The organism is Streptomyces albiaxialis, from assembly GCF_039530985.1.
GTDB lineage: Bacteria > Actinomycetota > Actinomycetes > Streptomycetales > Streptomycetaceae > Streptomyces > Streptomyces albiaxialis.
In genome coordinates, this window is the sequence record NZ_BAAAPE010000029.1 from 65,019 (window position 1) to 91,210 (window position 26,192).

Annotated in this window: 20 protein-coding genes; 5 read left to right on the forward strand and 15 right to left on the reverse strand. The window is 72.3% G+C overall.

The window, feature by feature from the left end:
- Nucleotides 1-117: 117 nt before the first annotated feature.
- The 4 genes from ABD343_RS39290 to ABD343_RS39305 all read right to left on the reverse strand — a co-directional run bounded on the left by ABD343_RS39290 (nt 118) and on the right by ABD343_RS39305 (nt 4,703).
- Nucleotides 118-807 carry a response regulator gene (locus ABD343_RS39290; protein ID WP_344535545.1) on the reverse strand — a complete coding sequence of 230 codons (690 nt, stop codon included), beginning with the start codon at nt 805-807 and terminating at the stop codon, nt 118-120.
- An 80-nt stretch (nt 808-887) separates the two neighbouring features.
- Complete coding sequence (locus ABD343_RS39295; RefSeq protein WP_344535546.1) at nt 888-2,087, reverse strand: sensor histidine kinase; 1,200 nt, start codon at nt 2,085-2,087, stop codon at nt 888-890.
- A gap of 271 nt (nt 2,088-2,358) precedes the next feature.
- Entirely contained in the window at nt 2,359-3,129 is a 771-nt protein-coding gene (locus tag ABD343_RS39300; protein ID WP_344535548.1) for a metallophosphoesterase, read from the reverse strand.
- 119 nt (nt 3,130-3,248) lie between these two features.
- On the reverse strand, nt 3,249-4,703 hold the full coding sequence (locus ABD343_RS39305) for an aldehyde dehydrogenase family protein (RefSeq protein WP_344535550.1): 1,455 nt from the start codon (nt 4,701-4,703) through the stop codon (nt 3,249-3,251).
- Between the two features lie 359 nt (nt 4,704-5,062).
- Between ABD343_RS39305 and ABD343_RS39310 the strand changes: the two genes are divergently transcribed.
- Nucleotides 5,063-6,448, forward strand: coding sequence for a M14 family metallopeptidase (locus tag ABD343_RS39310; RefSeq protein ID WP_344535551.1), 1,386 nt, complete (start codon nt 5,063-5,065; stop codon nt 6,446-6,448).
- A gap of 18 nt (nt 6,449-6,466) precedes the next feature.
- Here ABD343_RS39310 and ABD343_RS39315 read toward each other — a convergent pair whose 3' ends face one another.
- Complete coding sequence (locus tag ABD343_RS39315) at nt 6,467-8,434, reverse strand: PucR family transcriptional regulator ligand-binding domain-containing protein (protein WP_344535553.1); 1,968 nt, start codon at nt 8,432-8,434, stop codon at nt 6,467-6,469.
- 87 nt (nt 8,435-8,521) lie between these two features.
- The gene (locus ABD343_RS39320; RefSeq protein WP_425578379.1) at nt 8,522-10,777 is read right to left on the reverse strand and encodes an ATP-binding protein; all 2,256 of its coding nucleotides are present in this window, start codon (nt 10,775-10,777) and stop codon (nt 8,522-8,524) included.
- A gap of 368 nt (nt 10,778-11,145) precedes the next feature.
- Between ABD343_RS39320 and gabT the strand changes: the two genes are divergently transcribed.
- Both gabT and ABD343_RS39330 read left to right on the forward strand, forming a co-directional pair.
- The gene (gabT, locus tag ABD343_RS39325) at nt 11,146-12,495 is read left to right on the forward strand and encodes a 4-aminobutyrate--2-oxoglutarate transaminase (RefSeq protein ID WP_344535629.1); all 1,350 of its coding nucleotides are present in this window, start codon (nt 11,146-11,148) and stop codon (nt 12,493-12,495) included.
- Nucleotides 12,496-12,715: 220 nt separating this feature from the next.
- Nucleotides 12,716-13,558 (forward strand): phosphatase PAP2 family protein, encoded by an 843-nt coding sequence (locus tag ABD343_RS39330; protein WP_344535556.1) that lies wholly within the window; start codon nt 12,716-12,718, stop codon nt 13,556-13,558.
- Here ABD343_RS39330 and ABD343_RS39335 read toward each other — a convergent pair.
- Together ABD343_RS39335 and ABD343_RS39340 are read right to left on the reverse strand one after the other, a co-directional pair.
- Nucleotides 13,458-14,153: an ABC transporter ATP-binding protein gene (locus ABD343_RS39335; RefSeq protein WP_344535557.1), complete on the reverse strand. Its 696-nt coding sequence runs from the start codon at nt 14,151-14,153 to the stop codon at nt 13,458-13,460. The genes ABD343_RS39330 and ABD343_RS39335 overlap by 101 nt on opposite strands.
- Nucleotides 14,154-14,221: 68 nt before the next feature.
- A complete protein-coding gene (locus ABD343_RS39340; RefSeq protein WP_344535630.1) occupies nt 14,222-15,313 on the reverse strand; it encodes an ABC transporter permease in 1,092 nt (363 codons plus the stop codon).
- Between the two features lie 219 nt (nt 15,314-15,532).
- On the opposite strand from ABD343_RS39340, the gene ABD343_RS39345 reads away from it, so the two are divergent.
- A complete protein-coding gene (locus ABD343_RS39345; RefSeq protein WP_344535558.1) occupies nt 15,533-17,128 on the forward strand; it encodes an ATP-binding protein in 1,596 nt (531 codons plus the stop codon).
- A gap of 239 nt (nt 17,129-17,367) precedes the next feature.
- Nucleotides 17,368-17,988 (forward strand): response regulator, encoded by a 621-nt coding sequence (locus tag ABD343_RS39350; RefSeq protein WP_344535632.1) that lies wholly within the window; start codon nt 17,368-17,370, stop codon nt 17,986-17,988.
- An 85-nt stretch (nt 17,989-18,073) separates the two neighbouring features.
- Here the strand turns inward: ABD343_RS39350 and ABD343_RS39355 are convergent, their stop codons facing one another.
- The 7 genes from ABD343_RS39355 to ABD343_RS39385 all read right to left on the reverse strand — a co-directional run bounded on the left by ABD343_RS39355 (nt 18,074) and on the right by ABD343_RS39385 (nt 26,104).
- Nucleotides 18,074-18,631, reverse strand: a complete 558-nt coding sequence (locus ABD343_RS39355; RefSeq protein ID WP_344535559.1) for a hypothetical protein — start codon at nt 18,629-18,631, stop codon at nt 18,074-18,076.
- 113 nt (nt 18,632-18,744) lie between these two features.
- Nucleotides 18,745-20,274, reverse strand: coding sequence for an NAD(P)/FAD-dependent oxidoreductase (locus tag ABD343_RS39360; protein WP_344535560.1), 1,530 nt, complete (start codon nt 20,272-20,274; stop codon nt 18,745-18,747).
- Nucleotides 20,275-20,276: 2 nt separating this feature from the next.
- Nucleotides 20,277-21,083, reverse strand: coding sequence for an ABC transporter permease (locus ABD343_RS39365; protein ID WP_344535562.1), 807 nt, complete (start codon nt 21,081-21,083; stop codon nt 20,277-20,279).
- Nucleotides 21,083-22,036 (reverse strand): ABC transporter permease, encoded by a 954-nt coding sequence (locus tag ABD343_RS39370; RefSeq protein ID WP_344535563.1) that lies wholly within the window; start codon nt 22,034-22,036, stop codon nt 21,083-21,085. Before ABD343_RS39370 ends, ABD343_RS39365 begins: the two co-directional genes overlap by 1 nt.
- Nucleotides 22,033-23,166 carry an ABC transporter ATP-binding protein gene (locus ABD343_RS39375; protein ID WP_344535564.1) on the reverse strand — a complete coding sequence of 378 codons (1,134 nt, stop codon included), beginning with the start codon at nt 23,164-23,166 and terminating at the stop codon, nt 22,033-22,035. The genes ABD343_RS39370 and ABD343_RS39375 overlap by 4 nt, the downstream gene beginning before the upstream one ends.
- A gap of 29 nt (nt 23,167-23,195) precedes the next feature.
- Nucleotides 23,196-24,437 carry an ABC transporter substrate-binding protein gene (locus ABD343_RS39380; RefSeq protein ID WP_344535566.1) on the reverse strand — a complete coding sequence of 414 codons (1,242 nt, stop codon included), beginning with the start codon at nt 24,435-24,437 and terminating at the stop codon, nt 23,196-23,198.
- 158 nt (nt 24,438-24,595) lie between these two features.
- Nucleotides 24,596-26,104 carry a gamma-aminobutyraldehyde dehydrogenase gene (locus ABD343_RS39385; protein ID WP_344535567.1) on the reverse strand — a complete coding sequence of 503 codons (1,509 nt, stop codon included), beginning with the start codon at nt 26,102-26,104 and terminating at the stop codon, nt 24,596-24,598.
- Nucleotides 26,105-26,192 lie beyond the last annotated feature (88 nt).

Sequence of the window (26,192 nt, forward strand, 5' to 3'; positions counted from 1 at the left end):
GGCGATCTGGGAGGGGTCGGCTACCGACGGGTGCTACTCGGTCGTATGTACCCGATTCATCCGGTGCGTACCAGACGCCGCGCACGGTTCGGTTCACGCGAGCCCCCGCCCCGCACGTCAGCCCCCGGCTCCCCCGGGGGCCTGTCCGCCCGGGGTGACCAGGCCCGATTCGTACGCGAGGACGACGGCCTGCGCGCGGCTGCCGAGGTCGAGTTTGGCCATGGCCCGGTTGAGGTGGGTCTTGACGGTGGACTCGCTGATGACGAGTTCCCCGGCGATCTCCGGGTTCGACAGCCCGCCCGCGACGAGCCGGAGCACGTCGGTCTCCCGGGACGTGAGCGCGCCGAGCGCCTCCGGGGCCCGCGTCTCCGGCTCCGCGCGCGGGGCGTACGCCTCGATCAGGCGGCGGGTGACGGCCGGCGAGAAGAGCGTGTCGCCCTCGGCGACGGCGGCGATGGCGGTGAGCAGCCGCTGTGGCCCGGTGTCCTTGAGCAGGAAGCCGCAGGCCCCGGCGCGCAGCGCCGCGTACACGTACTCGTCGAGGTCGAAGGTGGTCAGCACGAGGATGCGGGGGCTCGGCTCGGTGACCGACTCCAGGATGCGCTCGGTGGCGGTGATGCCGCTGGTGCCGGGCATCCGGATGTCCATCAGGACGACGTCGGGCCGGTGTTCGACGGCCAGCCGTACCGCCTCGTCCCCGTCGCACGCCTCGCCGACGACCTCCATCCCGGGGGCCGCGCGGAGCAGCGCGGCGACTCCGGCGCGGATGAGCACCTGATCGTCGACGACGAGCACCCTGATCGGCACCGCAGTGTCTCCCTCAGCCCGTAATGCCCGTGATACCCGTCATGGCCGTGATACCCGTGATACCCGTACGCCTGGTGGTGTCAGACGGGGAGGGTGAGCCGTACCTCGTATCCGCCGCCCGCCCGGGGGCCCGCGCTCACCCGGCCCCCGTAGATCCTTGCGCGCTCGCGCATCCCAATCAAGCCGTGGCCGCCCGAGGGCACGGGCTGGTCGGTGCCCCGGCCGTCGTCGGTGACCGTGACGACGAGTTCGCGGGGCCGGTGCTCGACCGCGACGCGGGCGCGCGCGGGGTAGGCGTGCTTGAGGACGTTGGTGAGCGCCTCCTGCACCACGCGGTACGCGCACTGGTCGAGGCCGGGCGGCGGCGCGTGCGGCTCGCCGGTCACGGTGACCTCGACGGGGACGCCCGCGGCCCGTACGCGCTCGGCGAGTTCGGGCAGCCGGTCGAGGCCGGGCGCGGGCACGAACTCGGCCTGTTCGCCGTGCGGGGCGCCCACCAGGCTGTCCCCGTCCTCCACGCGCAGCACGGCGAGCAGGCGGCGCAGTTCGACCAGGGCCTCGCCGGAGGTGTCGGCGATGGTGCCGAGCGCGCCGCGCGCCGTCTCGGGATCGGAGCCGAACACGTAGTCGGCGAGCCCGGCCTGGACGGAGATCACGGACATGTGGTGGGCGACCACGTCGTGCAGTTCGCGGGCGATACGGACGCGTTCCTCGGCCACGGCGCGGCGCTCGGCACCGGCGCGCTCGCGGCGCAACTGCTCGGCCAGCTCCGCGAGCTGGACGTTGCGCCGTGCCGCCTTGCGGGCGAGATGGCCGAACCCGCAGATGACCGCGGCGTAGACGACGCTCTGGCCGAGCACCGTGGCCCAGGAGCTCTCCTCGCCCGTGGTGCCCGCGAAGTTCCACACCGCCGCGAGCAGCAGCGCGCAGCCGATCGCCTCGCGCAGCGGGCGCAGCGACGCGACCGTGTAGAGCGCGAGGAGCGGGCCGAGGGTGTTGACCACCGGCCAGTAGTCGAGGGCCACGTAGCCGGTCCACAGCGCGAGCGTGCCCAGGCACAGCGGCAGGGGCGCGCGCCGCCGGAAGGCCAGCGGCAGATTGACGGCGCAGGTCAGCAGCGTGCCGCGGGTGTCGGCCCCGGACCAGCCCGCGGGCACCCGGTCGTGGCTGAGGGAGAGGCTGATCGCGGTGATGCCGAGCGCGATGGCGAGATCGTAGGCCCAGGACGGGACCTTCTCGGCCCGGCGGCGCAGTTCTCGCCACCCCGTTACGCTCCGCATCGGCGCAGCGTAACCGGAGTGTCCCCGGCCCAACATCCACCCGGTGGCTGCCTGCTGAGGGGTGCGACTACCGCGCGGGTACGAGCCGGCGCCGGGAACTACCGCAGAAGGACAGCGTCCGTTTCCACCCGTGCGGTGACGACCGGGAGGCCCCCGCTCGCGTAGCTTCTGTTCCGGGAAGAGCGCCGCGCCCCGGGGGAACGGGGGGACGAGGCCCGGTTCGGGGGAGACGGGCGGACGGAGCCCCGGGCGCGGCGCTGTTCGCCGCCGTCTACGCGGGGACGACCCGGAAGTGCGTCGTCAGGCGCCGCTCGTCGTCGTAGACGTGGAAGGCCAGCATCGGCGGCAGCTCGTAGTCGATCGGGCCGCCGCTCTCGCCCTCCCACGGCATCTTCAGGGTGGAGACGACCCCGGGCGCCGCGACCAGGGGCAGCCCCGCGAAGGTGGTGACCGCCGGGGTGTGGCTGTGCCCGCACAGCAGCGCGGCCACGTGCGGGTGCCGTCCGACGACCTCCGCGAGCCGGTCCTCCCCGAACTGCCGGATGGGATCGACGTACTGGCCGTGCAGCGCTACGGGCGGGTGGTGGAAGCAGACGAACGCCGGCTGGTCGTGGGGCGCGGCGGCGAGCGTCTGGTCGAGCCAGCGCAGCGTCGCGTCGTCGAGATAGCCGTCGCCCCTGCCGGGCACGCTGGAGTCGCACATGGCGAAGGTCGCGCCGATGAGCTGGTGGACCTGGTTGACCGGGGAGGTGTCGGCGGCGTCCCCGCCGAGCAGCGCGGCGCGGTAGGGGCCGCGCGCGTCGTGGTTGCCGGGGCAGATCAGCGGCAGATGGCCGTGGTCGGCGAAGAGCTTGGCGGCGGCCGCGTACTCGTCGCGGGTGCCGTGGTCGGCGATGTCGCCGGTCAGCAGGACGGCGTCGAGCGTGCCGGGGAGCCGGTCGAGGTAGCGCAGCACACGCTCGGCGCGCTCGTACGCGCGAGCGCCCTCGTCGTTCCGGTCCTGTCCCAGGTGAATGTCGCTGACGTGCGCGAAGGCGAACATGCCGGTTGCTGCTCCTCATCCGATCCGTGAAAGGGGCGTTCCCCTGACCGGACAACTCTGGCGGGCCCCTTCCGGGTGCCCGCCAGAGAGTCAACTCCGATCAAAAAGAGCCAGAGTTCTTAGAGTTCGAGACCGGTCAGGACCATCACACGCTCGTATGTGTAGTCCTCCATGGCGAACTGGACGCCCTCGCGGCCCACTCCGGACTCCTTGACGCCGCCGTACGGCATCTGGTCGGCGCGGTACGAGGGGACGTCGCCGACGACGACACCGCCCACCTCCAAGGCGCGGTGCGCGCGGAACGCGGTCTGCACGTCGTGCGTGAACAGGCCCGCCTGGAGGCCGTACTTCGACTCGTTGACCGCGGCGAAGGCTTCCTTCTCCCCGTCGACCTTGGTGAAGGACATGACCGGGCCGAAGACCTCCTCGCAGCCGATCTGGGTGTCGGCCGGGACGTCGGCCAGCACGGTCGGCGCGACGGTCGCGCCCTCGCGCTTGCCGCCGGTGAGGAGCGTGGCGCCGCGCGAGACGGCCTCCTCGATCCAGGACTCGACGCGCTTGGCCGCGTCCTCGCTGACCAGCGGGCCGACGTCGGTGGCGCTGTCGGACGGGTCACCGGTGGTGAGGGCCTCGACGGCGGCGACGACCTTGGGGACGAGCCGGTCGTAGACCGACGCGTCGGCGATGACGCGCTGCACGGAGATGCAGGACTGGCCCGCCTGGTAGTTCGAGAAGGTCGCGATGCGCTGCGCGGCCCAGTCGAGGTCGGCCTCCGAGGAGTAGTCGGCGAGCACCACGGCCGCGCCGTTGCCCCCCAGCTCCAGCGTGACGCGCTTACGGGGCGCGGAGTCGAGGATCGACCAGCCGACCGGCGCCGAGCCGGTGAAGGAGATGATCGGCAGCCGCTCGTCCTGGACGAGGCCCGGCATCTGGTCGTTCGGCACCGGCAGCACCGACCAGGAACCGGCGGGAAGGTCCGTCTCCGCCAGCAGCTCGCCCAGCAGCAGCCCGGAGAGCGGGGTCGCGGGCGCGGGCTTGAGGATGATCGGCGTGCCGACGGCGATGGCCGGGGCGACCTTGTGCGCGCACAGGTTCAGCGGGAAGTTGAACGGCGCGATGCCGAGCACCGGCCCGTACGGGAAGCGGCGCGTGTACGCGAGACGGCCCGTGCCGCCCGCGTCCGAGTCCAGCCGCTGGGCCGTGCCGCCGTTGAAGCGGCGGGCCTCCTCGGCCGCCCACCGGAAGACGGAGACGCACCGGCCGACCTCGCCGCGGGCCCACTTCATGGGCTTGCCGTTCTCGGCGGAGATGAGCTGGGCGATCTCCTCGGTGCGCTCGACGAGCCGGGACACGACGTGGTCCAGCGCGGCCGCGCGGACGTGCGCCGGGGTGGCCGCGAACTCGTCGGCCACGGCCGCGGCGGCCGCCACGGCCTCCTCGACCTGATCGCCCGTGGGAATGCTGACGGTGCCGACAGTGCGGCCGTCCCAGGGCGAGGTGACATCGAGCGTGCTGTCGCCGGTGGCCTCGCGGCCGGCGAGCCAGAACGCGTGAGGGGAAGTCGCTGTCGTCACTGCGGATCGCCCTTCCGGTTGGCTGGGAACGCTGCGGGAGCGCTGGAGGTACGGGGCGCGGGGCACGGGGCCCCACGGGCTCCACCGTAGGGCGTAGCGAGGCTCACACCTCTTGTCCGACGCGGCGCACTCATACGCGGTGACGCTACGGTTTGGCCCTTTGCGCACGCCGCCCGGAGCGACGCAGGGCCCTCCGGGATTGACTCATTGCTCCCTTGACCCGCCCATGTCACGCCCCGACGATGACGGCGCGCAAGCCGCACAAGCGCACACCCCCCTGCCCGTCGCAGGCGCACAGCCCCCTGCGTCGCAGGCGTACAACCCCCCTGCCCGTCGCACTGGACACCCCAGGAGACGCGATGAGTTCACACACCCCCTTACGCTCCCGCCGCAGGCGCAGAACCCTGGCAGCGGCGGCGGCGTGCTGCGCCCTCGCCCTGGCCGTACCGCTGACCGCACAGGCCACGGCCGCACCCGACCCCGGCTCTTCCGCGGACGCGGACACGGACACGGCGTCCGCGCCGTCCGGGGACACGGCCGCCGAGCGCAGCTACCGGATCGACGGCGTCGACACCCGGAGCGAACGCAGCGCCCTCGCGGCCACCGGCGTCTCGCTGGACGCCGTACAGGACCACTCCGTCGTCATCACCGCCGACGCCGCGGGCCTGCGCAAGGTCGAGGCCCTCGGCCACGACGTCACGGCACTGCCCGCTCCCCCGAAACGCACCGGCAAGGACGGCACCCCGCGCCCCAAGGACTTCCCGCCGTCCGACTCGAACTACCACAACTACGCCGAGGCGACGAAGGCCGTGAACGACTACGTCGCCAAGTACCCCTCGATCATGAAGAAGCAGGTCATCGGCAAGAGCCACCAGGGCCGCGACATCGTCGCCCTCAAGATCAGCGACAACGCGGGCCAGGACGAGGCCGAGCCCGAGGTCATGTTCACCCACCACCAGCACGCCCGCGAGCACCTCACCGTCGAGATGGCGCTCTACACGATCGGCGAACTGGGCGCGAAGTACGGCTCCGACAGCCGCGTCACCAAGATGGTGAACGAGCGCGAGCTGTGGGTCATCCCCGACGTCAACCCGGACGGCGGCGAGTACGACATCGCCACCGGCAGTTACCGGAGCTGGCGCAAGAACCGTCAGCCCAACCCCGGTTCGTCCCAGGTCGGCACCGACCTGAACCGCAACTGGGCGTACAAGTGGGGCTGCTGCGGCGGGTCCAGCGGCAGCCCGGGCAGCGAGACGTACCGCGGGCCGTCCGCCGAGTCCTCGCCCGAGGTCCGCGTGGTGCGCGACTTCACCAACAGCCGCGTGGTCGGCGGCAAGCAGCAGATCACCGCGCACATCGACTTCCACACCTACTCGGAGCTGGTGCTCTGGCCGTACGGCTACACGTACAACGACACGGCCGAGGGCCTCACCAAGGACGACCGCGACGCGTTCGCAACCGTCGGCACGAACATGGCGCGCAGCAACGGCTACAAGCCCCAGCAGTCCAGCGACCTCTACGTCACGGACGGCAGCGTCAACGACTGGATGTGGGGGAAGCACAAGATCTTCTCCTACACCTTCGAGATGTACCCCGGCTCGGCCGGTGGCGGCGGCTTCTACCCGCCGGACGAGGTCATCCCGAGGGAGACGTCCCGCAACCGCGAAGCGGTGCTGCTGTTGCTGGAGAACGCCGACTGCATGTACCGCTCGATCGGCAAGGAGGAGCAGTACTGCAAGGCGTGACGGCCGGTGCCGGGCTGATCAGCTCGTCGCCTTGAGCGCGAGCCACAGCTCCATCCGTACGTCCGGGTCGTCCAGCGACCGTCCGAGGATCTCCTCGACGCGCCGCATCCGGTAACGCAGCGTATGCCGGTGGACGCCCAGCTCGGCGGCGGCCGCGTCCCACTGGCCGTGCCGCGAGAGCCAGGCGCGCAGGGAGGCGACCAGATCGCCCCGCCCGTTCGCGTCGTGCTCGCGCAGCGCGCGCAGCAGCCCGTCGGCGAACGCGCGCACCGCCTCGTCGGCGAGCAGGGGCAGCACGGAACCGGCGGCCACGTCCTCGTGCTCGACGAGGGGGACGCCGCGCCGCCGGGCCACGGACAGCGCCTGGTCCGCCTGCTTGAAGGCGACGGAGACGGCCGGGAGCCCGGCGGGCGCCGAGACGCCGACCGCCAGCACCTGGTCGCCTCCGTGCCCGCCGGGTCCGCCGGGCCTGCCCGACGTACCGGAGGCACCGGAGCCGCCGGAGCGCTGGGCGACTCCGGCCGCCTGCGCAGCGGCCTGCGCGGACGCGGCGGCGAACTCGGCACAGGCCGCCACGGCCGCGCCCCCGTCCGCGGCCAGCACGAGCAGCCGCCCGCCGTCGGGCACGACCAGGACGGCCTCCCCGTTGCGCGCGGCGGCGGTCTCGATCGCGTCGGCCAGCTCCTCCAGGGGCCACGGCACGGCACTGGGGTGCGGCGCGTCCGCGGGGTCGGGCTGCGGCCCGGTCCCGGAGCCGACGACGATGCCGGAGGCGGCCTCGCCGGTGCGTACGGACCGCGCGGGGGCGGGGGCAGAGGCCGAGGCGGGGTAGCCGTCGAGTGGAGCGGGGGGTGAGGGAGAGGACGGTGAGGACGGGGAGGACACGGTCGCCGAGGCGGTGACGGTGACGACGGGCGCCTCGCCCCGCGCGGCCCCGCTACCGGGCCCGGTGCCCGCTCCGGCACCGGCCGGCCCGGGGGCTCCCGCCCTGCTACGGGCGGCCGCGGCGCCCCTGGCCAGCCGCGCGGCCGTACCGGAGGCGGGCTGGGCGGCGATCACCCGCATCGGCACGTCCAGCAGGCCGCCGTAGAGCCGTCCCGCCACGGCGCGGGCGTGGTCGGCCTCGCCCGCGAGCAGCATCCGCAGCACCGCGGCGCCGAGCCGCTGCTCGGCCTCCTGGAGGGCGCGGGAACGCTCCATCGTCAGCGTGAGCAGCGCGATCGCCGAGTGCACCGCGTACCGCTCGGCGGTGCCCAGCGGCGCGGCGGTGCCGACGGCCAGCACGGCCTTCGCCCGGCGCCCGCTGCCCACCGACTGCAGCTCGACCCGGTCGTCGCCGCCGTCCGACTCGCTCACCACGGCGCTCGCGGGCGCGGGCCGGTCCCGCAGTCGCTCGGCGTCGCCGATGAAACGGGCGGCGCGGCGCACGGCCCAGGCGGGCGCGGTGGCGACGACGGCGCCCGAGACGTCGTAGAGCGCCGCCCAGCCGTCGATCTGGGAGGCGAGGCGGGCCAGCAGGGCCGCGGGGCCCTCGCGGGAGAGCGCGGCGCGCGTCATCTCGCGCTGGGCCTCGAACCCGGCGGTCACCGCCCGGTACTGCTCCGCCGCGATATCGGCCGACACGGCCTTGCTGATCGCGATGAAGGGGGTGCGCCGCGGCACCTCCAGCAGCGGCATGTCCGCGCCCTTGCAGGCGTCGACGAGCGCCTCGGGCACGCCCTCGTAGTTCACCCCGGCGGCGAAGCCGAGGCCCACCACGCCCTTTTCGGCGAGGCGGCGCACGTAGGTCCGCATGGCCTCGGGATCCCGCGCGTCGAGCTTGAGCCCGGTGAAGAGGATCAGCTCGCCACCGTCCATGTACGGCGTCGGATCGGCCAGCTCGCTGGCGTGTGCCCAGCGCACGGGCGTGTCCAGCCGGTCATGCCCCGCGAGCACGGCGAGCCGGAGTGCGGAGTGCTGAACGAGCGTGGCAAGAGTCGGTGGCATAACGCACCTCACCGTACAGGCGTCCGCCCAAATTCGGTCATTCGGTCATTCGGCCGTACCTTCTCGATGGTCCCCCTGGTCCCCTGGTCACTCCCCCAGCTTGGTCAGGATCGGCGGCGTGCGCTCGCCGCGCACGGTGGTGAAGGAGAGCACGGCGTGCTCGGGCCGCAGCTCGTTCGCCAGGTCGGAGGCGGACCAGCGCTCCCGCTGCTCGCTGCGCACGGTCACGGACTCGGCCGTCACGTACTTGCCCGTGGCCAGCCGCCGCACGGCGTGCAGCACGCGCGTGACGGGCTCGTCGGAGACGAGCTGGCGGTTGGTGACCGTACGTGTCTCGACCCACTCGGTGCCCCACACCTCGGCGAACCGCTCAGCGTCCCACGGAGTGACCCCCGAGCACACCATCCGGCAGCCGACCGCGCCCAGCAGCGGGCCCCGCAACGGCTCCGGCACGTCGTCCAGCGCGCGGAGGGTCAGCAGGACGCCCGCGTGGCCCGAGCGGAGGCGCTGCAGGCCGCGCAGCGCCTGTGGGGTGATGGTCTGCGTGGCGTCGTCGAGGACGAGGCAGGCGAAGAGCGACTGGTCGCCGCGCGAGACGGCGCACTCGGTGAACTGCGCCAGCAGCAGCCGCGCCAGGACCCGGGACGCCTCGGCGTGCGCGTGCTCGGGCAGGTCGATCCGGACGCGCAGGGGGTGCTCCATGGCGCGCGGCGAGAACGGCCGCCGCACCCCCTCCCCCGGTCCCTCCGACTTCTCCGGCGCCATCCCCTCGGGCCGGAAGAACCCGGCGAACGCCGGCCGGTCGAGCAGCGCTATCCGGTCCGCGAGCAGCGCGGGCACCTCGCCCGTACGCCCCGACTGCCGCTCGTACGCGTCCAGCTCGCGCAACTGCGCCGCCTGTCCCGCCTCGCGCAGAGCGGCCCGCAGCGCGTCGAAGGCGGGCGCCCCGTCCAGCAGCTCGCGCAGCTCGGGAACGGCCGGGAAGCGCCCGTGCACCGCGGCGAACGGCCCGATGAGCTGCGCCAGGCACGTCGCCGCGCGCCTGCTGTCGCCGCCGGGCAGGCTGCTCACCAGGTCGCCGACCAGCGCCTCGGCGAGCATTCCGGCGGCCTCGTCGGGGTCGGTGGTGCCGCCGTACAGATCCAGGTCGTACTCCGAGCCGGGGCGGCCGAGCCGGATCACCACGTCGAAGCACTCGTCCGGCGCGAGCTGTCTGCCGCCCGCGCTGACGGCCAGCACGGCGGCCTGTCCGGCGAGCGCCTGCAGGCACAGGGACTCCACGACGGGCCGGGCGAGCTTGCTGGTCTTGCCGGTGCCGGGCGGTCCCACGGCCAGCGCCGAGGTGCCGAGCACGGACGGATCGAGCGCGACGCCCACGCCCCGGTACTCGTGCGGATTGCGCTCCTCGTCAGCCGCGGTGCCGATGCGGACCTGCCGCAACGACAGGTCGTGCCGCGCCGCCCGCAGGGGCAGATCGCGCTCGCCCGAGGGGTGCAGACAGGCGGCGGCACCCTTCGCGAGCACGTTGTCCGTGAACGCCGTGAGCCGGTTCGGCCGGGCCCGCACGGACTGCCAGGCCCGCTGGATCCGCGCGTGGTCGACGTCCGTCATCCGCCCGCCCCGCAGCTCGGCGGCCAGCCGGTCAGCGGCGTCCCCGGCGCCCCCGCCCCGCAACTCGGGCCACTCGACGGGGTCGGCGTGGGGCGGAGGCTCGGGCACGGGCTGCTGCGGCGCCTCGTACAACGGGGCCTTCTTCGCCGACGCTCCTCCGCGCAGCACCCGGCCCTTCACCCTGCGGAACACCTCGTCCCAGTGACCGACCCTGGCGAATATCCCGGCGATGATGCCGAGCACCATCGCGTAGTACACGTAACTGAGCACGGCGAAGCCGAACGTGCCGCCCCAGGAGTCGGGCGTGAACAGGTCGAGCGGCCAGAGCCAGTAGCCCCCCAGATAGCCGTTCCACAGCAGGCTCCAGACCAGCCAGCCGATCAGGAACGAGACGATCGCGCCGCTGATCAACTGCCGGGCCGGCGTCCGCTCCGGGTCCTCCGGCGGCCGCGGCCGGTACCCGCAGCGCCAGATCCCCGGCCCCGCCTCCGGGCGCGGCATCCGCAGCCAATCGGCGAGCGGCGGACGGGACGAGGGGGCCGTGCCGGGCATGGGCGGCGCCGACTCCAGGGGCGCCGGGCCCACGGATGCCGGGCCGGGGCCGGGACCCGTGCCCTGCTGCCCGGGCTGCCCGGTGTCGCGCGGAGCCTCGCGGGGCGGCGGCGGGGTGGCCGGACGTGGGGGCGCGGGTTGCGGCGCGGAGTCGCGGGGCCCCTGGTCTCCGGGCGCCATGGGGCCCTCGTGCCATGTGCCGCCGGAGTCGTGCGCGCCGCCCGTTCCCTGCTTCCTGTGGGGAAGCCCCATGTCCATGTGCCGCCTCTGCTCCCTGACGCCCCGAAGCGCTGGCCTGCTGGTGCCGCCAGTGCCCTCTTGTGCCCAATCTAGCTGCTGACCACGACACTTGAACCATGGTCTCGGCCCGGGACCGAGGCGCCGGGCGGCCACGACGGTGCTCACGTCGCCTCCGTGCCTATATCCGTGACGGCCAACACGCGCGTCACACTTCTCCGCCGCGGTGCATGTGTCGCCGCCCCGGCTGCCCCTAGCCTGCGAAGAGCGAGACGACCCCCCTTTCTCCCGAGGAGTGCGCTATGACCGCAATGACTGATCTGACCGGAGGTCCCGCTCTTCCCCAGGAGCGCCGCGTCGTCACCGCGATCCCCGGGCCCAAGTCGCAGGAGCTGATGGCCCGCAAGCAGGCCGCAGTGGCGAACGGGATCGGGACCGTGATGCCCGTCTTCGCACGCCGCGCGGGCGGCGGGGTCCTGGAGGACGTGGACGGCAACTCGTTCATCGACTTCGGCTCCGGCATCGCCGTCACCTCCGTCGGGAACAGCGCCGAGGCCGTGGTCCGCCGCGCCACCCAGCAGCTCCAGGACTACACGCACACCTGTGTGATGGTGACGCCGTACGAGCCCTACGTACAGGTCTGTGAGGAGCTGGCCAGGGTCACCCCCGGTGACCACGAGAAGAAGAGCGCGCTCTTCAACTCCGGCGCCGAGGCCGTCGAGAACGCCGTCAAGATCGCCCGCACCCACACCGGCCGCCAGGCCGTCGTGGTCTTCGACCACGGCTACCACGGGCGCACGAACCTCACGATGGCGCTCACCTCCAAGAACATGCCGTACAAGCACGGCTTCGGTCCGTTCGCCCCCGAGGTCTACCGCGTCCCGGTCGCCTACCCCTACCGCTGGCTCACCGGTCCCGAGAACTGCGCCGAGGAGGCCGCGGCCCAGGCCATCGACCAGATCTCCAAGCAGGTCGGCGCGGAGAACGTCGCGGCGATCGTAATCGAACCGGTCCTGGGCGAGGGCGGGTTCATCGTCCCGGCGCGCGGCTTCCTGCCGCGCATCGCGCAGTTCGCCAAGGACAACGGCATCGTCTTCGTCGCGGACGAGATCCAGTCCGGCTTCTGCCGCACCGGCCAGTGGTTCGCCTGCGAGGACGAGGGCATCGTCCCCGACCTCATCACCACCGCCAAGGGCATCGCGGGCGGCATGCCGCTGGCGGCCGTCACCGGCCGCGCCGAGATCATGGACTCCGCCCACAGCGGCGGCCTGGGCGGCACCTACGGCGGCAACCCCGTCGCCTGCGCCGCCGCCCTCGGCTCCATCGAGACGATGCGCGAGCAGGACCTTCCCGCGAAGGCCCGCCGCATCGAGGAGGTCATGAAGCCGCGGCTGGAGAAGCTCGCCGGGCAGTACGACGTCATCGGCGACGTCCGCGGGCGGGGCGCGATGCTCGCGATCGAGCTGGTGCGCCCGGGCGGCAAGGACCCCAACCCGGAGGCCACCGCAGCCCTCGCCAAGCTGTGCCACCAGAACGGCCTGCTCGTCCTCACCACCGGCACCTACGGGAACGTCATGCGCTTCCTGCCCCCGCTGGTCATCGGCGAGGACCTGCTGAACGAGGGCCTGGACATCCTGGAAGAGGCCCTCGGCCAGCTCTGACGGGGCGGACGCGGGTGGGAGCGGTCCCGGTGAAGAATGTGTGCGGGGCCAATGTCCGGGACGTGATCCGCCTGCCCCGGTCCGCCCTCCTGCCGTACGGTTTCTGCAATTGCCTGGCGGTGTGGGGGAACTCCTCCGCACCACCGGCCCGAGCAGGTCTCTCCCCAAGACAGGCTCGGTCGTGCCCTTGCGCACGCTCCTCACCGATCGGATGAACCGCTTGTCCCAACCCCCCCGGGGCCCGCGGAACGCCGATCGCCTCGGCCGCCCCGGAACTCTCCCCCCTGTTCCGGGGCGGCCGACCTCATGGCCGCTCCTCACCCTCGCCACCCTCCTCCTTCTCACCGCTCTCTCCGTCCTGACCTGGCAGGTCCTCACGGACGGCCCCCTGCGCGCTGCCGACGAACGCCTCGGCGACACGCTCCGCGACGGCGCCCCGCCCACCTGGGCCGCCGAACTCCTCGCCGACCTCGGCAACATGACCGTCGCCCCTTCCCTGCTCCTCGCCGCCATGGCCTACGCGGTGCTCCGCACCCGCCGCTGGTGGCCCGCACTCTGCTACTCCCTGGCGCTGGCCCTCGTACCCGCCGTGGTCTCCACCCTCAAGGCATGGACGGACCGGCCCGGCCCGCTGGGCGGCACCGGCTACTTCCCGTCCGGCCACGCGGCCACGGCCGCCGTCGCCTTCGGGGCCGCCGCCCTGCTCATCACCCACGCGCCCTCCCTGAACGGTCCCCGCGACCGAACTTCGGGCGAAGGGGAGGGCGGGGGCATAGGCGAGGCGGAAGGTGCGGGGGAAGGCGGGGACGGGGCCCTGGCCCGGCCTTGGTCGGCCCGCTGGGCCTTGGGCCGGGCCCGGGCGGCCTGGCTGCTCACGGCGGCCGTGCTCACCCTGGCCAACGGGCTGGGCCTGGTGTGGCGCGGCTATCACTGGCCCCTCGACGTCCTGGCGAGCTGGTGCCTCAGCGTGCTGCTGTTGCTGTGGACAGCCCGTGCAGCAGCCGTCCGTCCCGAACCTCCGCTATCCGGTCGGCGGAGGCGAGCTGTGCGTGATCGTGAGTGACGAGCAGCGTCGCCGTCCTCCGCTGCCGGGTCAGCTCCGTCAGCAGCGCCACCACGGCGGCCCCTCTCTCGTGGTCCAGCGCGCTGGTGGGCTCGTCCACCAGCAGCACCGTCGGATCGTTCATCAACGCCCGCGCGATGTTGACCCGCTGGCGCTGTCCTCCCGAGAGCTGATGCGGCCGGCGGCGCGCCTGAGCTGACAGCCCCACCGCGTCGAGCAGCTCCTCCGCGCGGTCGCGTGCCGCCCTCGTGCCGCGCCCGGCGAGGTGCGCCATCGCCTGCAACTGCTCACGAGCGGTCAGCGACGTCAGCAGGTTCGGCTGCTGGAAGACCATGCCGATCGCCCGCCGTCGCAGAGTCGTCAGCTCACGACGGCCCGCACCCGCCGTGTCCGTACCGTCGACCACGACCCTGCCGCTGTCGGGTCTGATCAGGGTCGCGGCCACGGCCAGCAGGCTCGACTTCCCCGAGCCCGAGGGCCCCACCAACGCGGTCACCGTCCCCCTCTCCGCCTCCAGACTCACCCCGTCGAGCGCCGTCACGCGCCCGTCGCCGTCGGGATAGGTGAGCGTCACCCCGGCGAGAGACAGCGGCACGGCAGACGAAGAAGACGACCAAATCGACGAGGACACAGGTGAAGAGGTGGGTGGGGTGGTCGGGCTGGTCATCGTGCGCTCCCCAGGGCGGTCAGCGGGTCTACGGCGGTGATACGGCGGATGGCGAGCGCGGCTCCGGCCACGCCCAGGGCGATCAGCACGGCGGCGGGTATCAGCACCGTCCGGGCGTCGAGCACGAACGGCACCGCTCCCGAGACCCCCGCTCCGACCCCCGCGGCTATTCCCGTGCCGGCCGCGGTGCCCAGGGCGAGCAGCACCGCGGCCTGGCCGAGGGCGTCCCGCAGGAGATACGGGGTGGAGGCACCGAGCGCCTTCAGCACGGCCACGTCGGCGCTCCGCTGGATCGTCCACACGGTGAAGAAGGCGCCGATGACCAGTGCGGAGATGGCGAACAGGAATCCCCGCATGAGCTGCAGCGAACCGTTCTCCGATGTGTACGAACCGATGGCCGACAGCGCGTCGTCCCGTGAGACCGTGTCGGTGCCCAGCCGGGCGTCGGTCACGGCGATCCGCTCCCCGCCTCCTCCGGCGCGCAGCGCCACCACGGTGGCGTGCTCCCCCCTCGGGGCATCCCGGCCGTCGCCGAGGCGCTGCCAGTCCGCGAGGCTCGTCCAGATCACCGGCGTGTGGCTGAACGAGGCGTCTCCTCTCACCGCGGCCACGGTGAGGCGCCGGCCGGCGACGGTGACCCGCGCGCCCGGTCCGTCCGCGCCCAGCTCTTCGGCCGCTGCCTCGGAGAGGATCACACGGCCGCGCTCCAGCAGGCCGCTGTCCGGGCCTATCCCGGAGTGCGCGCGGACTCCGAAAGCGGACACGGCGGTGCTGCGCTCGCCGGACTCGGCTCGCGTGGTCGTGATGCCTATGGGCTCCGCGCTCTCGACCCCCGGCGCCTTCGCCCACCCGCGCCATTGACGCTCCGTGACCGTCGAGTCCGAGAAGGAGCGGTCCTGACCGTCCGGTGGAGCGGCGAAGGCGATCCGGTCGGCGGGCAGGCCCGTGATCGCCGAGACGTTCTCCCTGCCGAGGCCCGCCGTGAGGCCGGACAGCAGCCCGACGAGCGTCGTGATCAGCACGATCACGACTCCCATCAGGGCGAACCGCCCCTTCGCGAATCGCAGGTCTCTCCAGGCGACGAACATCGTGTGCCAGTGCCTTTCTTCAAGTGCTCGGATCATTCGGATGATGAGGAAGGGGCTCGGAGACCGCTCACGGCACCGCTCCCGGATTCGCGACTCCACGATCCGCCGCGGGCGAGGTCTGGCACATCGCGCCGAGGATGGCCTTCCTGGATCCGAAAGGCGGTGTCGCCGGTCAACCTTTTGATTGATGCCGGGCTCCCGCCCCCGCCCTACGCTGGAATGACTGTGAACCACCTGTCGCTCGCCCCCGTCCTCCGAATCCTCACGTGGTGCCTGCACCTGCTCGTGGCAGGGCTGCTGGCCCTCTCCGCAGGCCGCGCCGTCGTGGACGGCGGGCCCCGACCCTCCGCCGTGATCACCGCGTCCGTGGTCATGGCCGCCGTCTACGCCGCCGGCCCCCTGCTCCGGATAGCGGGACGAGCGCTGCCGGCGACCGTCGCGTGGCTGGCCTGCCTCGGCGCCGCGTGGCTGACGCTGCTCGCGCTGACGCCGGACAGCGTGTGGCTGGCGTTCCCGCTGTACTTCCTGGCACTACACCTGCTGCCGCGCCGCGCGGGCCTCGCCACGGTTGTCGTGACAGCGCTGGTCGCGGTGGCGGCGTACGCACTGCATCACCAGGGGTTCACGCTCGCGGCCCTCATCGGCCCGCTGCTCGGCGCCGCCGTGGCCGTGGCGACCGCGCGAGGGTTCCAGGCGCTCTACGAGGAGAGTGAGGAGCGGCGGCAGCTCATCCAGCAGCTCACCACGGCTCGCGCCGACCTGGAGGTGGCGGGACGTACGGCGGGGATGATGGCCGAGCGCGAGCGGCTGGCCCGCGAGATCCACGACACCCTCGCGCAGGGCCTCTCCAGCATCCAGCTCCTCCTCGCGGCGGCCGAACGCGCGCTCGCCACCCCGTCCGGCACCGAGCAACCCGGCGCCGACCAGCCGGATACACCGACGAGCGCCGACCCCACCCGTCGCCCCGGCACCAGTCCCCGTCCCGGTACCAGCACCAGCACCAGCACCAGCACCGAACTCGACACCAGTTCCGGCCCCGCCCCCACCTCCGGTGAACAAGCCACCGACCAGGCTGATCCGGGCCCAGCCGCCCCTGCCCCGGCACCAACCGCACCGTTCGCGACGACCCGCGCCTCGGCCACCGCAACGCCCTCAACTCCGACCAGGGCGACTCCGGCCACGTCCCCGACCCCGAGTTCGTCCACCACAGCGACCACCAAGCCGCCCGCGACCGCAACCGCGAGCGCGAGGGCGATCACGACCGCCGCGCGCTACGTAGCTCAGGCCCGTCGCGCCGCGCAGGACAATCTGGCGGAGGCCCGGCGCTTCGTGCACGCGCTCGTTCCGCCCGATCTTGAGGGGGAAGGCGCCTCGCTGCACGCGGCGGTGGAGCGGCTGTGCGACACCACGACCGTGCGGCACGGGCTGCCGGTCCGCTTCCATCTGTCGGGCACGCCCAGCCCGCTCCCCTCTCCGTACGAGGTGGCGATCCTGCGGGTCGCGCAGTCCGCGCTGGCGAACGCCGTGGCGCACTCCGAGGCCAGCACCGTCGAGGTCACCCTCAGCTACATGGACGATCAGCTCGCCCTCGATGTGGTCGACGACGGCGTCGGGTTCGTTCCCGACGCGATCCCCGGTGCCGAGCCGGGCAGGGGCGGCTTCGGGCTCGCGGCCATGCGGGCCCGCGCCCGCGGGCTCGGCGGCACGCTCAGTGTCGAGTCGGCGCCGGGGCACGGCACGGCCGTCGCGGTTCAGCTTCCCGCGTCGTACGCGGAGTCAGTCGCGTTCCCCGCGTCCCTGGGGTATCGCCCATGACCGAAGAGCCCACCGCGCAGGAGCCCGCGAAGGAACCCGCGAAGGAACCAACACGGAAACCGACACAGGAACCGACGCAGGTGTCCATCCAGGAATCAACGCAGGAGCCCGCCTACGAACCAGCGCAGGATCCGGCGCAGGAGCCGACGCACAAGACCAGGGCACCCCGGGAATCCAGGGAGCCCGGCCGGCACCGGCCCGCGCAGGACGACGGCACCGCCCAACCGCCGCCCGCCCCCATCCGCCTGCTGCTCGCCGACGACCATCCGGTCGTGCGGGCGGGGCTGCGCGCCGTGCTGGAAGGGGAGCCCGACTTCCGTATCGCGGCCGAGGCCGCGACGGCTGAGCGTGCGGTCGAGGTCGCGGCGGAGGGCGGGTTCGACGTGGTGCTGATGGACCTCCAGTTCGGGTCGGGGATGAACGGGTCGCAGGCGACCGCCGCCATCACCGCGCTGCCGGACCCGCCTCGTGTGCTGGTGGTGACGACGTACGGGTCCGACGCGGACACCCTGCCCGCCATCGAGGCGGGCGCGACGGGCTATCTCCTCAAGGACGCGCCTCCGGAGGAGCTGGCGGCGGCGGTGCGCGCGGCGGCGGTCGGGCGTTCGACGCTGGCACCGGCCGTCGCGGACCGGCTGATGGACCGCATGCGGGCGCCCTCGGTGTCCCTCAGCCGCCGCGAGACAGAGGTCCTCGGGCTGGTCGCGGACGGGCTGACGAACGGGGAGATCAGCCGCCGCCTGCACCTGAGTCAGGCGACGGTGAAGTCCCATCTCGTGCACATCTACACCAAGTTGGAGGTCGATTCCCGTACGGCGGCTGTCGCCGTCGCCACCGATCGGGGCCTGATCCGCCGCTGACCGGGCCCCGCTCAGCCCCGCCGAGACCCGGCCTCGTCGTCGGCCTCGCCATCGGTCTCTCCACCGGCCTCGCCATCGGCACCCGTCATCGGTCCCGTTCTCCGTCCCCCCTCGGCCCGGCCCCATCACGTCCCGTTCCCGGCCCCGCGTCCGGTCCCGTTCCCGGCCCCGCGTCGGGCCCCCCGTCCGGGCCCAGCGCGGCGATTCGGGCCGCCGCCTCGTGCATCGCGAGTTCCAGGAGCACCGGGTCGTTGAGCGTGCCCTTGCCGTCCGGAGGAACGATCCAGCGCGTGCCGCCGGTGACCCGTCCCGGGTACGGCACGACGATCCAAGTGCCGTGTCCCGCGCACCGGATGCCCGTGCCGAGCCAGCGACTCGCGGTGCCCGGCGGTACGAAGAAGCCGAACCGGGCGTCCCCGAAGTCCGCGAGGACCGGGCCCGGCCTGTCGAGGCAGCGGGTCAGGACGTCCAGCGCCGGATGCCCCAGCTCGGCGCTGACGATCAGGACATCCCAGAGCCGCCCTGCCGGGAGCAGGGTCACCCCCAGCGGGTTGCGTTCCCACTCCCATCGGCAGGCTTCCGGGTCCGGGGCCGCTGAAGCGAGCCATTCGACCGCTCCTTTGACCCCCGCAGTGCCGCTCATGCTTCTGCCTTCCTGTCTTCCTGCGTGGCACGTCGTGCGCCATTGGTGAGACAGGGGTCCGGCAGAATCCTTACGCCACTTCCCGGAATTTTTTTGGGACGGGTCGGGACGGGCTAGCTGTCGAAGCCCATTCCGGCCCGGTCCATGGCCCGGAGCCAGAGGTTCCGGCGCCCGCCCCGCGCATCCGAACGCGCCAGCGCCCACTGCGTGATACCGATCCCCGCCCAGCGCACGGGCTCGGGCGGGAACGGCAGCGGCTTCTTGCGCACCATCTCCAGCGCCGTGCGCTCCGTGCGCGCGCCGTCGAGCAGGTCGAGCATCACCTCGGCGCCGAAGCGCGTGGCGCCGACGCCGAGTCCGGTGTAGCCCGCCGCGTAGCTGACGCGTCCTTCCATCGCCGTGCCGAAGAACGGCGAGAAGCGCGAGCAGGTGTCGATGACGCCGCCCCAGCGGTGGGTGAAGCGGAGCCCTTCGAGCTGCGGGAAGCAGCGGAAGAAATGCCGGGACAGCTTCCGGAACGTCTCCGGGCGCTGCTCGTACTCGCGCGCGATGCGGCTGCCGTAGTGGTAGAGCACGTCGTAACCGCCCCACAGGATGCGGTTGTCGGCGGTGATGCGGAAGTAGTGGAAGTGGTTGGCGCTGTCGCTGAGGCCCTGGCGGTTCTTCCAGCCGACGGCCGCGAGCTGTCCCTCGCTGAGGGGTTCGGTCATCAGCGCGTAGTCGTAGACGGGCACGATGTACGGCCGTACGCGCCGCACCAGCGAGGGGAACGCGTTGGTGCCCAGGGCGATGTGGCGGGCGCGGACCCTGCCGTACGGGGTGCGTACGGCCACCTCCGCGCCGCGCGCGCCCAGCCGGGTCGCCGGGGTGTGCTCGTAGATCCGTACGCCCGCCTCCTCGCAGGCCCGCTTGAGGCCCCAGGCCAGCCGTGCCGGGTTGACCATGGCGACGCCCCTGCGGTCCCAGAGCCCGGCGAGGAAGGTCGGGGAGTCGGCCTCGGCGCGTACGGCGTCGCGGTCGAGGAGCGTGACGCCCTCGTCGAGGCCGAGGGCGCGGGTCTGTTCGGCGATCTCCTCCAGTTCGCCGACCTGGTGGGGTTCGGTGGCGACGGCGATCTCGCCCGTCCGTTCGAAGTCGCAGTCGATGCCGTAGCGGGCGACGGTCTCCTCGATGGCGTCGAGGTTGCGCAGGCCCAGCTCCTCCAGGGTGGTGATCTCGTCCGGCCAGCGGGTGAGCCCGTTGGGGAAGCCGTGGGTCAGGGAGGCGGCGCAGAATCCGCCGTTCCGGCCGGAGGCCGCCCAGCCGACCTCCTCTCCCTCGATGAGCACCACGTCGCGCGCGGGGTCGCGCTCCTTGGCGAGCAGCGCGGTCCACAGGCCGCTGTAGCCGCCGCCGACGACGAGAAGATCGCACTGTTCGCCGCCGACGAGCGCGGAGTGCGGGCGGGGCCTGCGGTCGGGCTCGTCCAGCCAGAAGACGGCGGGCTCGGCGTCGGCGAGCGCCCGCAGCGCCCTCGCGTCGGCCCCGCCGGCGCCTCCGGGCCCGGCCTTGCCTGCGGACCCGGCAGCACCTGCGGATCCGGCCGCCTTGCCCGCGGACCCGGCAGCACCTGCGGATCCGTCCCTGTTCACGGCATCGCCCATGGCTATCGGCTCCTCTTCCGGCGGTTCGCGGTGATCTGGCCACCCAGCACGATCGCGACGGCGATCACGAACATCGCCGTACCGATCACGTTCACCTGGACGGGGACGCCGCGCTGCGCGGCGCCCCAGACGAACATCGGGAAGGTGACCGTCGAAGGACCGGCGTTGAACTGGGTGATGATGAAGTCGTCGAAGGACAGTGCGAAGCTCAGCATCGCACCCGCCGCGATGCCAGGCGCCGCGAGCGGGAGTGTGACGCGCCAGAAGGTCTGCACGGGTCCCGCGTAGAGGTCCCGCGCCGCCTCCTCCAGCCGGGGGTCCATGCTCATGACCCGCGCCTTGACTGCGACCACGACAAAGCTCAGGCAGAACATGACATGGGCGATCAGAATCGTGGTGAATCCGAAGTCGACGCGCATGTTGAGGAACAGCGTGCCGAGCGACGCGGCCATGACGACCTCGGGCATGGCCATCGGCAGGAAGATCAGCCCGTTGGCCGTGCCGCGCACCCGGAAGCGGTAGCGGGCGAGCGCGAAGGCCGCGAACGTGCCGAAGGCGGTGGCGATCAGCGTCGCCAGTACGGCGATGCGCAGGCTCAGTCCGAGCGAACCGCACATGTCGGCGACGCCGCAGGGGTCGGTCCAGGCGTCCGTGGAGAACGCGCGCCACTGGTAGTTGAAGCGCCCCGACGGCTGGTTGAACGAGAAGAGCATCACGACGAGGTTGGGCAGCAGCAGATACGCCAGCGCCGCGCAGCCCGCGAGGACGACGGCGTTGCGGCGCAGCCACCGCAAAGGGCTGAGTGTCATCAGACCAGCTCCTCCGTTCCCGCCCGGCGCATGTAGACGCTGACGACGATCAGGATGAGTGCCATGAGCAGGAAGGACATGGCCGCCGCCGTGGGGTAGTCGAGGACGTTCAGGAACTGCTTCTGGATCGCGTTGCCGATCATCTGCTCGTTGGGCGAGCCCAGGAGCTGGGCGTTGATGTAGTCACCGGAGGCGGGGATGAACGTGAGCAGCGTGCCGGCGACCACACCGGGGAGGGAGAGCGGGAACGTCACCTTCCGGAACGTCGTCGAGGGCGTGGCGTACAGGTCGCGGGACGCCTCGTGGAGCGAGGCGTCGATGCGCTCCAGCGAGCTGTAGAGCGGCAGGATCATGAACGGCAGGAAGTTGTAGGTCAGCCCGCACACCACGGCGAGCGGCGTGGCCAGCACCCGTTCGCTGCCGGTGAGGCCCAGCCAGCTCGTCACGTCGAGCACGTGCAGCGCGTCGAGGGCGCCGACGACCGGGCCGCCGTCGGACAGGATCGTCTTCCAGGCGAGGGTGCGGATGAGGAAGCTGGTGAAGAAGGGCGCGATGACCATGACCAGCAGCACGTTCCGCCAGCGCCCGGCGCGGAACGCGATCATGTACGCCAGCGGGTAGCCGATGAGCAGGCAGAGCACGGTGGCGGTGGCCGCGTAGAGGAACGAGCGGAGGAAGTGTTCGCCGTATGTGCCGAGGGCGTCCGTGTAGTTGGAGAACTGCCAGGTGACGCGGAAGCCCTCCTCCAGCGAGCCGCTCTGCACCGAGGTGGACGCCTGGTAGAAGAGCGGGGCGACGAAGAAGACGGCGAGCCAGAGCCCGGCGGGCAGGAGCAGCCAGTACGGGGTCAGCCTGCGGCGGGGGCGGCGCGGCTCCCCGGCGGGGGCGTCGGACGGACCCGTTCCGGTGCCCGGCGTTCCGGAACCGGGCGCCACGGGGGCGACCGCGGTCATACGGCCTCCTCCCCCGCCGTCGCGTCCTGGGAGGCGTCCAGCGCGAAGCTGTGCGACGGCTGCCAGTGCAGGACGACCTCCGCGCCGGGCGCGAGGCGGGTGTCGCGCTCCACGTTCTGTTCGTAGACCGTGAGTTCGGGGCAGGCCGGGGTGTCGATCACGTACTGGAGGGAGACGCCGAGGTAGCTGGCGTCACGTATGCGGCCCGTGAGGCGGTTGCGGCCCTCGGGGACGCCGCCCGCGTCCTCCTTGTGGGTGAGGGAGATCTTCTCGGGGCGCACGCCCACCAGCACCCGGTCGCCCGTACCGGCGCCCTCGGCGGCGCAGCGTGCCGCGGGGAGGCGGAGGGTGCCGTCGGCGCCGGGGGCCTTGACCTGGAGTTCGTCGGCTTCGGCGTCGACGGTGGTGATCTCGGCCTCGATGAGGTTGGAGGTGCCGAGGAAGTTGGCGACGAAGGTGGAGCGCGGATTCTCGTACAGCTCCGCGGGTTCGCCGAGCTGTTCGACCCGCCCGCCGTACATGACCGCGACCCGGTCGGCCATGGTCATGGCCTCCTCCTGGTCGTGCGTGACGTGCACGAAGGTGATGCCGACCTCGGTCTGGATGCGCTTGAGTTCGAGCTGCATCTGACGGCGCAGCTTGAGGTCGAGCGCGCCCAGCGGTTCGTCGAGGAGCAGCACGCGGGGCCGGTTGATCAGCGCGCGGGCGAGGGCGACGCGCTGCTGCTGGCCGCCGGAGAGCTGCGCGGGCTTGCGGCGGGCGAGCTCGCCGAGCTGGACGAGGTCCAGCATCTCCTCGACCTGCTTCTTCACGGACTTGACGCCGCGGCGGCGCAGTCCGAAGGCGACGTTCTCCTGGATGTCCAGGTGCGGGAAGAGCGCGTAGTTCTGGAAGACGGTGTTGACGGGGCGCTTGTGGGGCGGGAGGCGGGTGATGTCCTCCTCGCCGAGAAGGATCCGCCCCGCCGTGGGTTCCTCCAGCCCGGCGATCATGCGCAGGGTGGTGGTCTTGCCGCATCCGGAGGCGCCGAGCAGCGCGAAGAACGAGCCCTCGGGGATGGTGAGGTCGAGCGGGTGTACGGCGGTGAAGTCGCCGAAGGTCTTGCTGAGGCCGGACAGCGTGATGGTCATGGCCGTTCCTCCCGGGCGTCCTGGGCCGCTCAGGCCCCGATGAGCTTGGCGAACTTGTCCTCGTACCGGGCCTCTTCCTTGGCGTTCATCGGCCGGAAGTTCCTGCCCTTCTTGATCATCTCCTCGTCGGGGAAGAGGAGCGGGTCGGCGGCCAGATCGGAGTCGATCTTCTTCATCTCGTCCTGGGCGCCGACGACCGGGCAGATGTAGTTGACCCAGGCGGCCAGTTCGGCGGCGACCTTGGGCTGGTAGTAGTAGTCGATCAGCGCCTCGGCGTTGTCCTGGTGGCGGGCCTCGGCGGGGACAAGGAGATCGTCGGTGCCGAAGAGATAGCCCCGCTCGGGAACGGCGAACTCGACGTCTTCGTTGTCCATCTTGAGCTGCACGATGTCCCCGGCCCAGGCCAGGCAGGCGGCGATGTCGCCGGAGTTCAGCTCGTCCATGTAGTCGTTGCCGCTGAAGCGGCGGAGCTGTTTGCGGTCGACGGCCTTCTGGATGCGGGCGATGGCGGCGTCGAAGTCGTCGTTGTGGAACTTCATCGAGTCGACGCCCATGTCGAGCATGGTCAGCCCGATGGTGTCGGTCATTTCGGTGAGCATGGAGATGCGGCCCTTGAGGGACTCGTCCTCCAGGAGCTGCCGGACGCTGGTGACCTTCTTCCCCTTGGTCGCCTTCTTGTTGTAGGCGACGACGCAGGCGGTGCCCGCCCACGGATAGCTGAACTGGCGGCCGGGGTCGTGCGCGGCGGCGCGGAAGCGGTCCTCCAGATTGGTGACCGCGTGCGGCAGGTTCGCGGGGTCGAGGCGCTGGGCCCAGCCCTGGCGGATCATGCGGCCCGCCATCCAGTCGGAGAGACAGACCAGGTCGCGCCCGGTCTCCTGGCCCGCGGCGAGCTGCGGCTTGATCTTGCCGTAGAACTCGTTGTTGTCGTTGACGTCCTCGACGTACTTGACCTCGATGCCGCTGCGGCGCTCGAAGCGGTCGAGCGTGGGGCGCTTCTTCTTGTCCTTCTCGTCGACGTCGATGTAGAGCGGCCAGTTGGCGAAGTTGAGGGTCCGCTCCTTCTTGGAGTCGTCGGGGGTGTCGTCCTCGGCCTCGCCCCCTTTGCTGCCCTCGGCGGGCGGGATACCGCAGGCGGCCAGGGCGGCGCCGCCCGCGGCGAGTGCGCCGGCGTGCAGCAGCCTGCGCCGGGACATCGCGGCCCGGCCGGTCGTCAGGCTCCGTTCCCACGCCTTGCGGACGGGATCCGGCATGCCTTCGTAGAGATCCATGGAACTGCCTTCCTGGGGAGGGGGACAGGGAAGGAGTGGGGGGCGGCAGTGGGACCTGGGCCTGAGAAGTGGCCGCGTACACGGGCACGCACGCGGGCACGCATGTACGCCCGGCGAAGGGGCGTACGTGCGGGCGTACGCGCGCCCTCACGCTTCCGTCAGCCGAAGACCGTGCGGTGCCAGGGCTTGCGCGCGGCGCCCGTCGTGTCCGACATCACGTGCTTGATCTGCGTGTACTCCTCGAAGGAGTACACGGACATGTCCTTGCCGTAGCCGGAGGCCTTGTAGCCGCCGTGCGGCATCTCGCTGATGATCGGGATGTGGTCGTTGATCCATACGCAGCCCGCCTGGATCTCGCGCGCGGCCCGGCCCGTGCGGAAGACGTCCCGGCTCCAGGCCGAGGCGGCGAGCCCGTAGGGGGTGTCGTTGGCGAGCGCGATGCCCTCGTCGTCGGAGTCGAACGGCAGCACGGCCAGCACGGGCCCGAAGACCTCGTTCTGGACGATCTCGCTGTCCTGCGGCGCGTCGGTGATCAGCGTCGGCAGGTAGTACGCGCCCTTGGCCAGGTCGCCGCCGGGGGCCGCGCCGCCGGTGACGACGGTGGCGTACGCGCGGGCCCGGTCGACGAAGCCCGCGACCCGGTCGCGCTGGGCGTGCGAGATGAGCGGCCCCAGGTCGGTGCCGTCCGCGAACGGGTCGCCGACGCGCACACCGTTCATCAGGTCGGCGACAGCGGCGACGAACGCCTCGTAGAGCGGGCGCTGGACGTACGCCCGGGTCGCCGCGGTGCAGTCCTGGCCGGAGTTGATCAGCGCGCCCGCGACGGCGCCGTGCGCCGCGGCCTCCAGGTCGGCGTCGTCGAAGACGACGAACGGGGCCTTGCCGCCCAGCTCCAGATGGAGCCGCTTGACCGTGGACGTGGCGATCTCGGCGACGCGCTTGCCGACGGCTGTCGAGCCGGTGAAGGAGGTCATGGCGACGCCGGGGTGGCCGACGAGGGCCTCGCCCGCCTCCTGCCCGGCGCCGGTGACGATATTGACGACCCCGTCGGGGATCCCGGCCTCGCGGGCGGCGTCGGCGAACATCAGCGCGGTGAAGGGCGTCAGCTCGGACGGCTTCAGCACGATGGTGTTGCCCGCGGCGACGGCCGGGAGGATCTTCCAGGCGGCCATCTGGAGCGGGTAGTTCCAGGGGGCGATGGAGCCGATGACGCCGAGCGGCTCGCGCCGTACGTACGAGGTGTGCTCGCCGCTGTACTCGGCGGCGGCCACGCCGGGGAGCTGGCGCGCGGCGCCCGCGAAGAAGGCGACGTTGTCGAACGAGCCGGGGACGTCGAACTCGGCCGACAGCTTCAGCGGCTTGCCGCACTGGAGCGACTCCGCGTAGACGAACTCGCCGGTCAGCTCGCGCAGCCGCGCGGCCCAGCGGTGCATCGCGTCGGAGCGGTCGGCCGGCGTCGCGCCCGCCCACGCGGGGAAGGCCTCGCTCGCGGCCCCGACGGCACGGTCCACATCGGCCGCGCCCGCCAGCTCGTAGGAGTGGACGCGCTCGCCCGTGGCGGGATCGACGACCGCGTGGGGACTCCCCGAGCCGCCCGGCACGAGTCTGCCCGCGACGTACTGGGCACCTGCCGCGAACCGGTCGGACACATCGAAGCGCTGAACCATCGAGGACTCCTGCCTGTCACGTGCCCGGAGAACGGGCATACGTGGCGCGGATCGCTGTTGGCGAACGATCCTGGCAGGAGGTGACCGT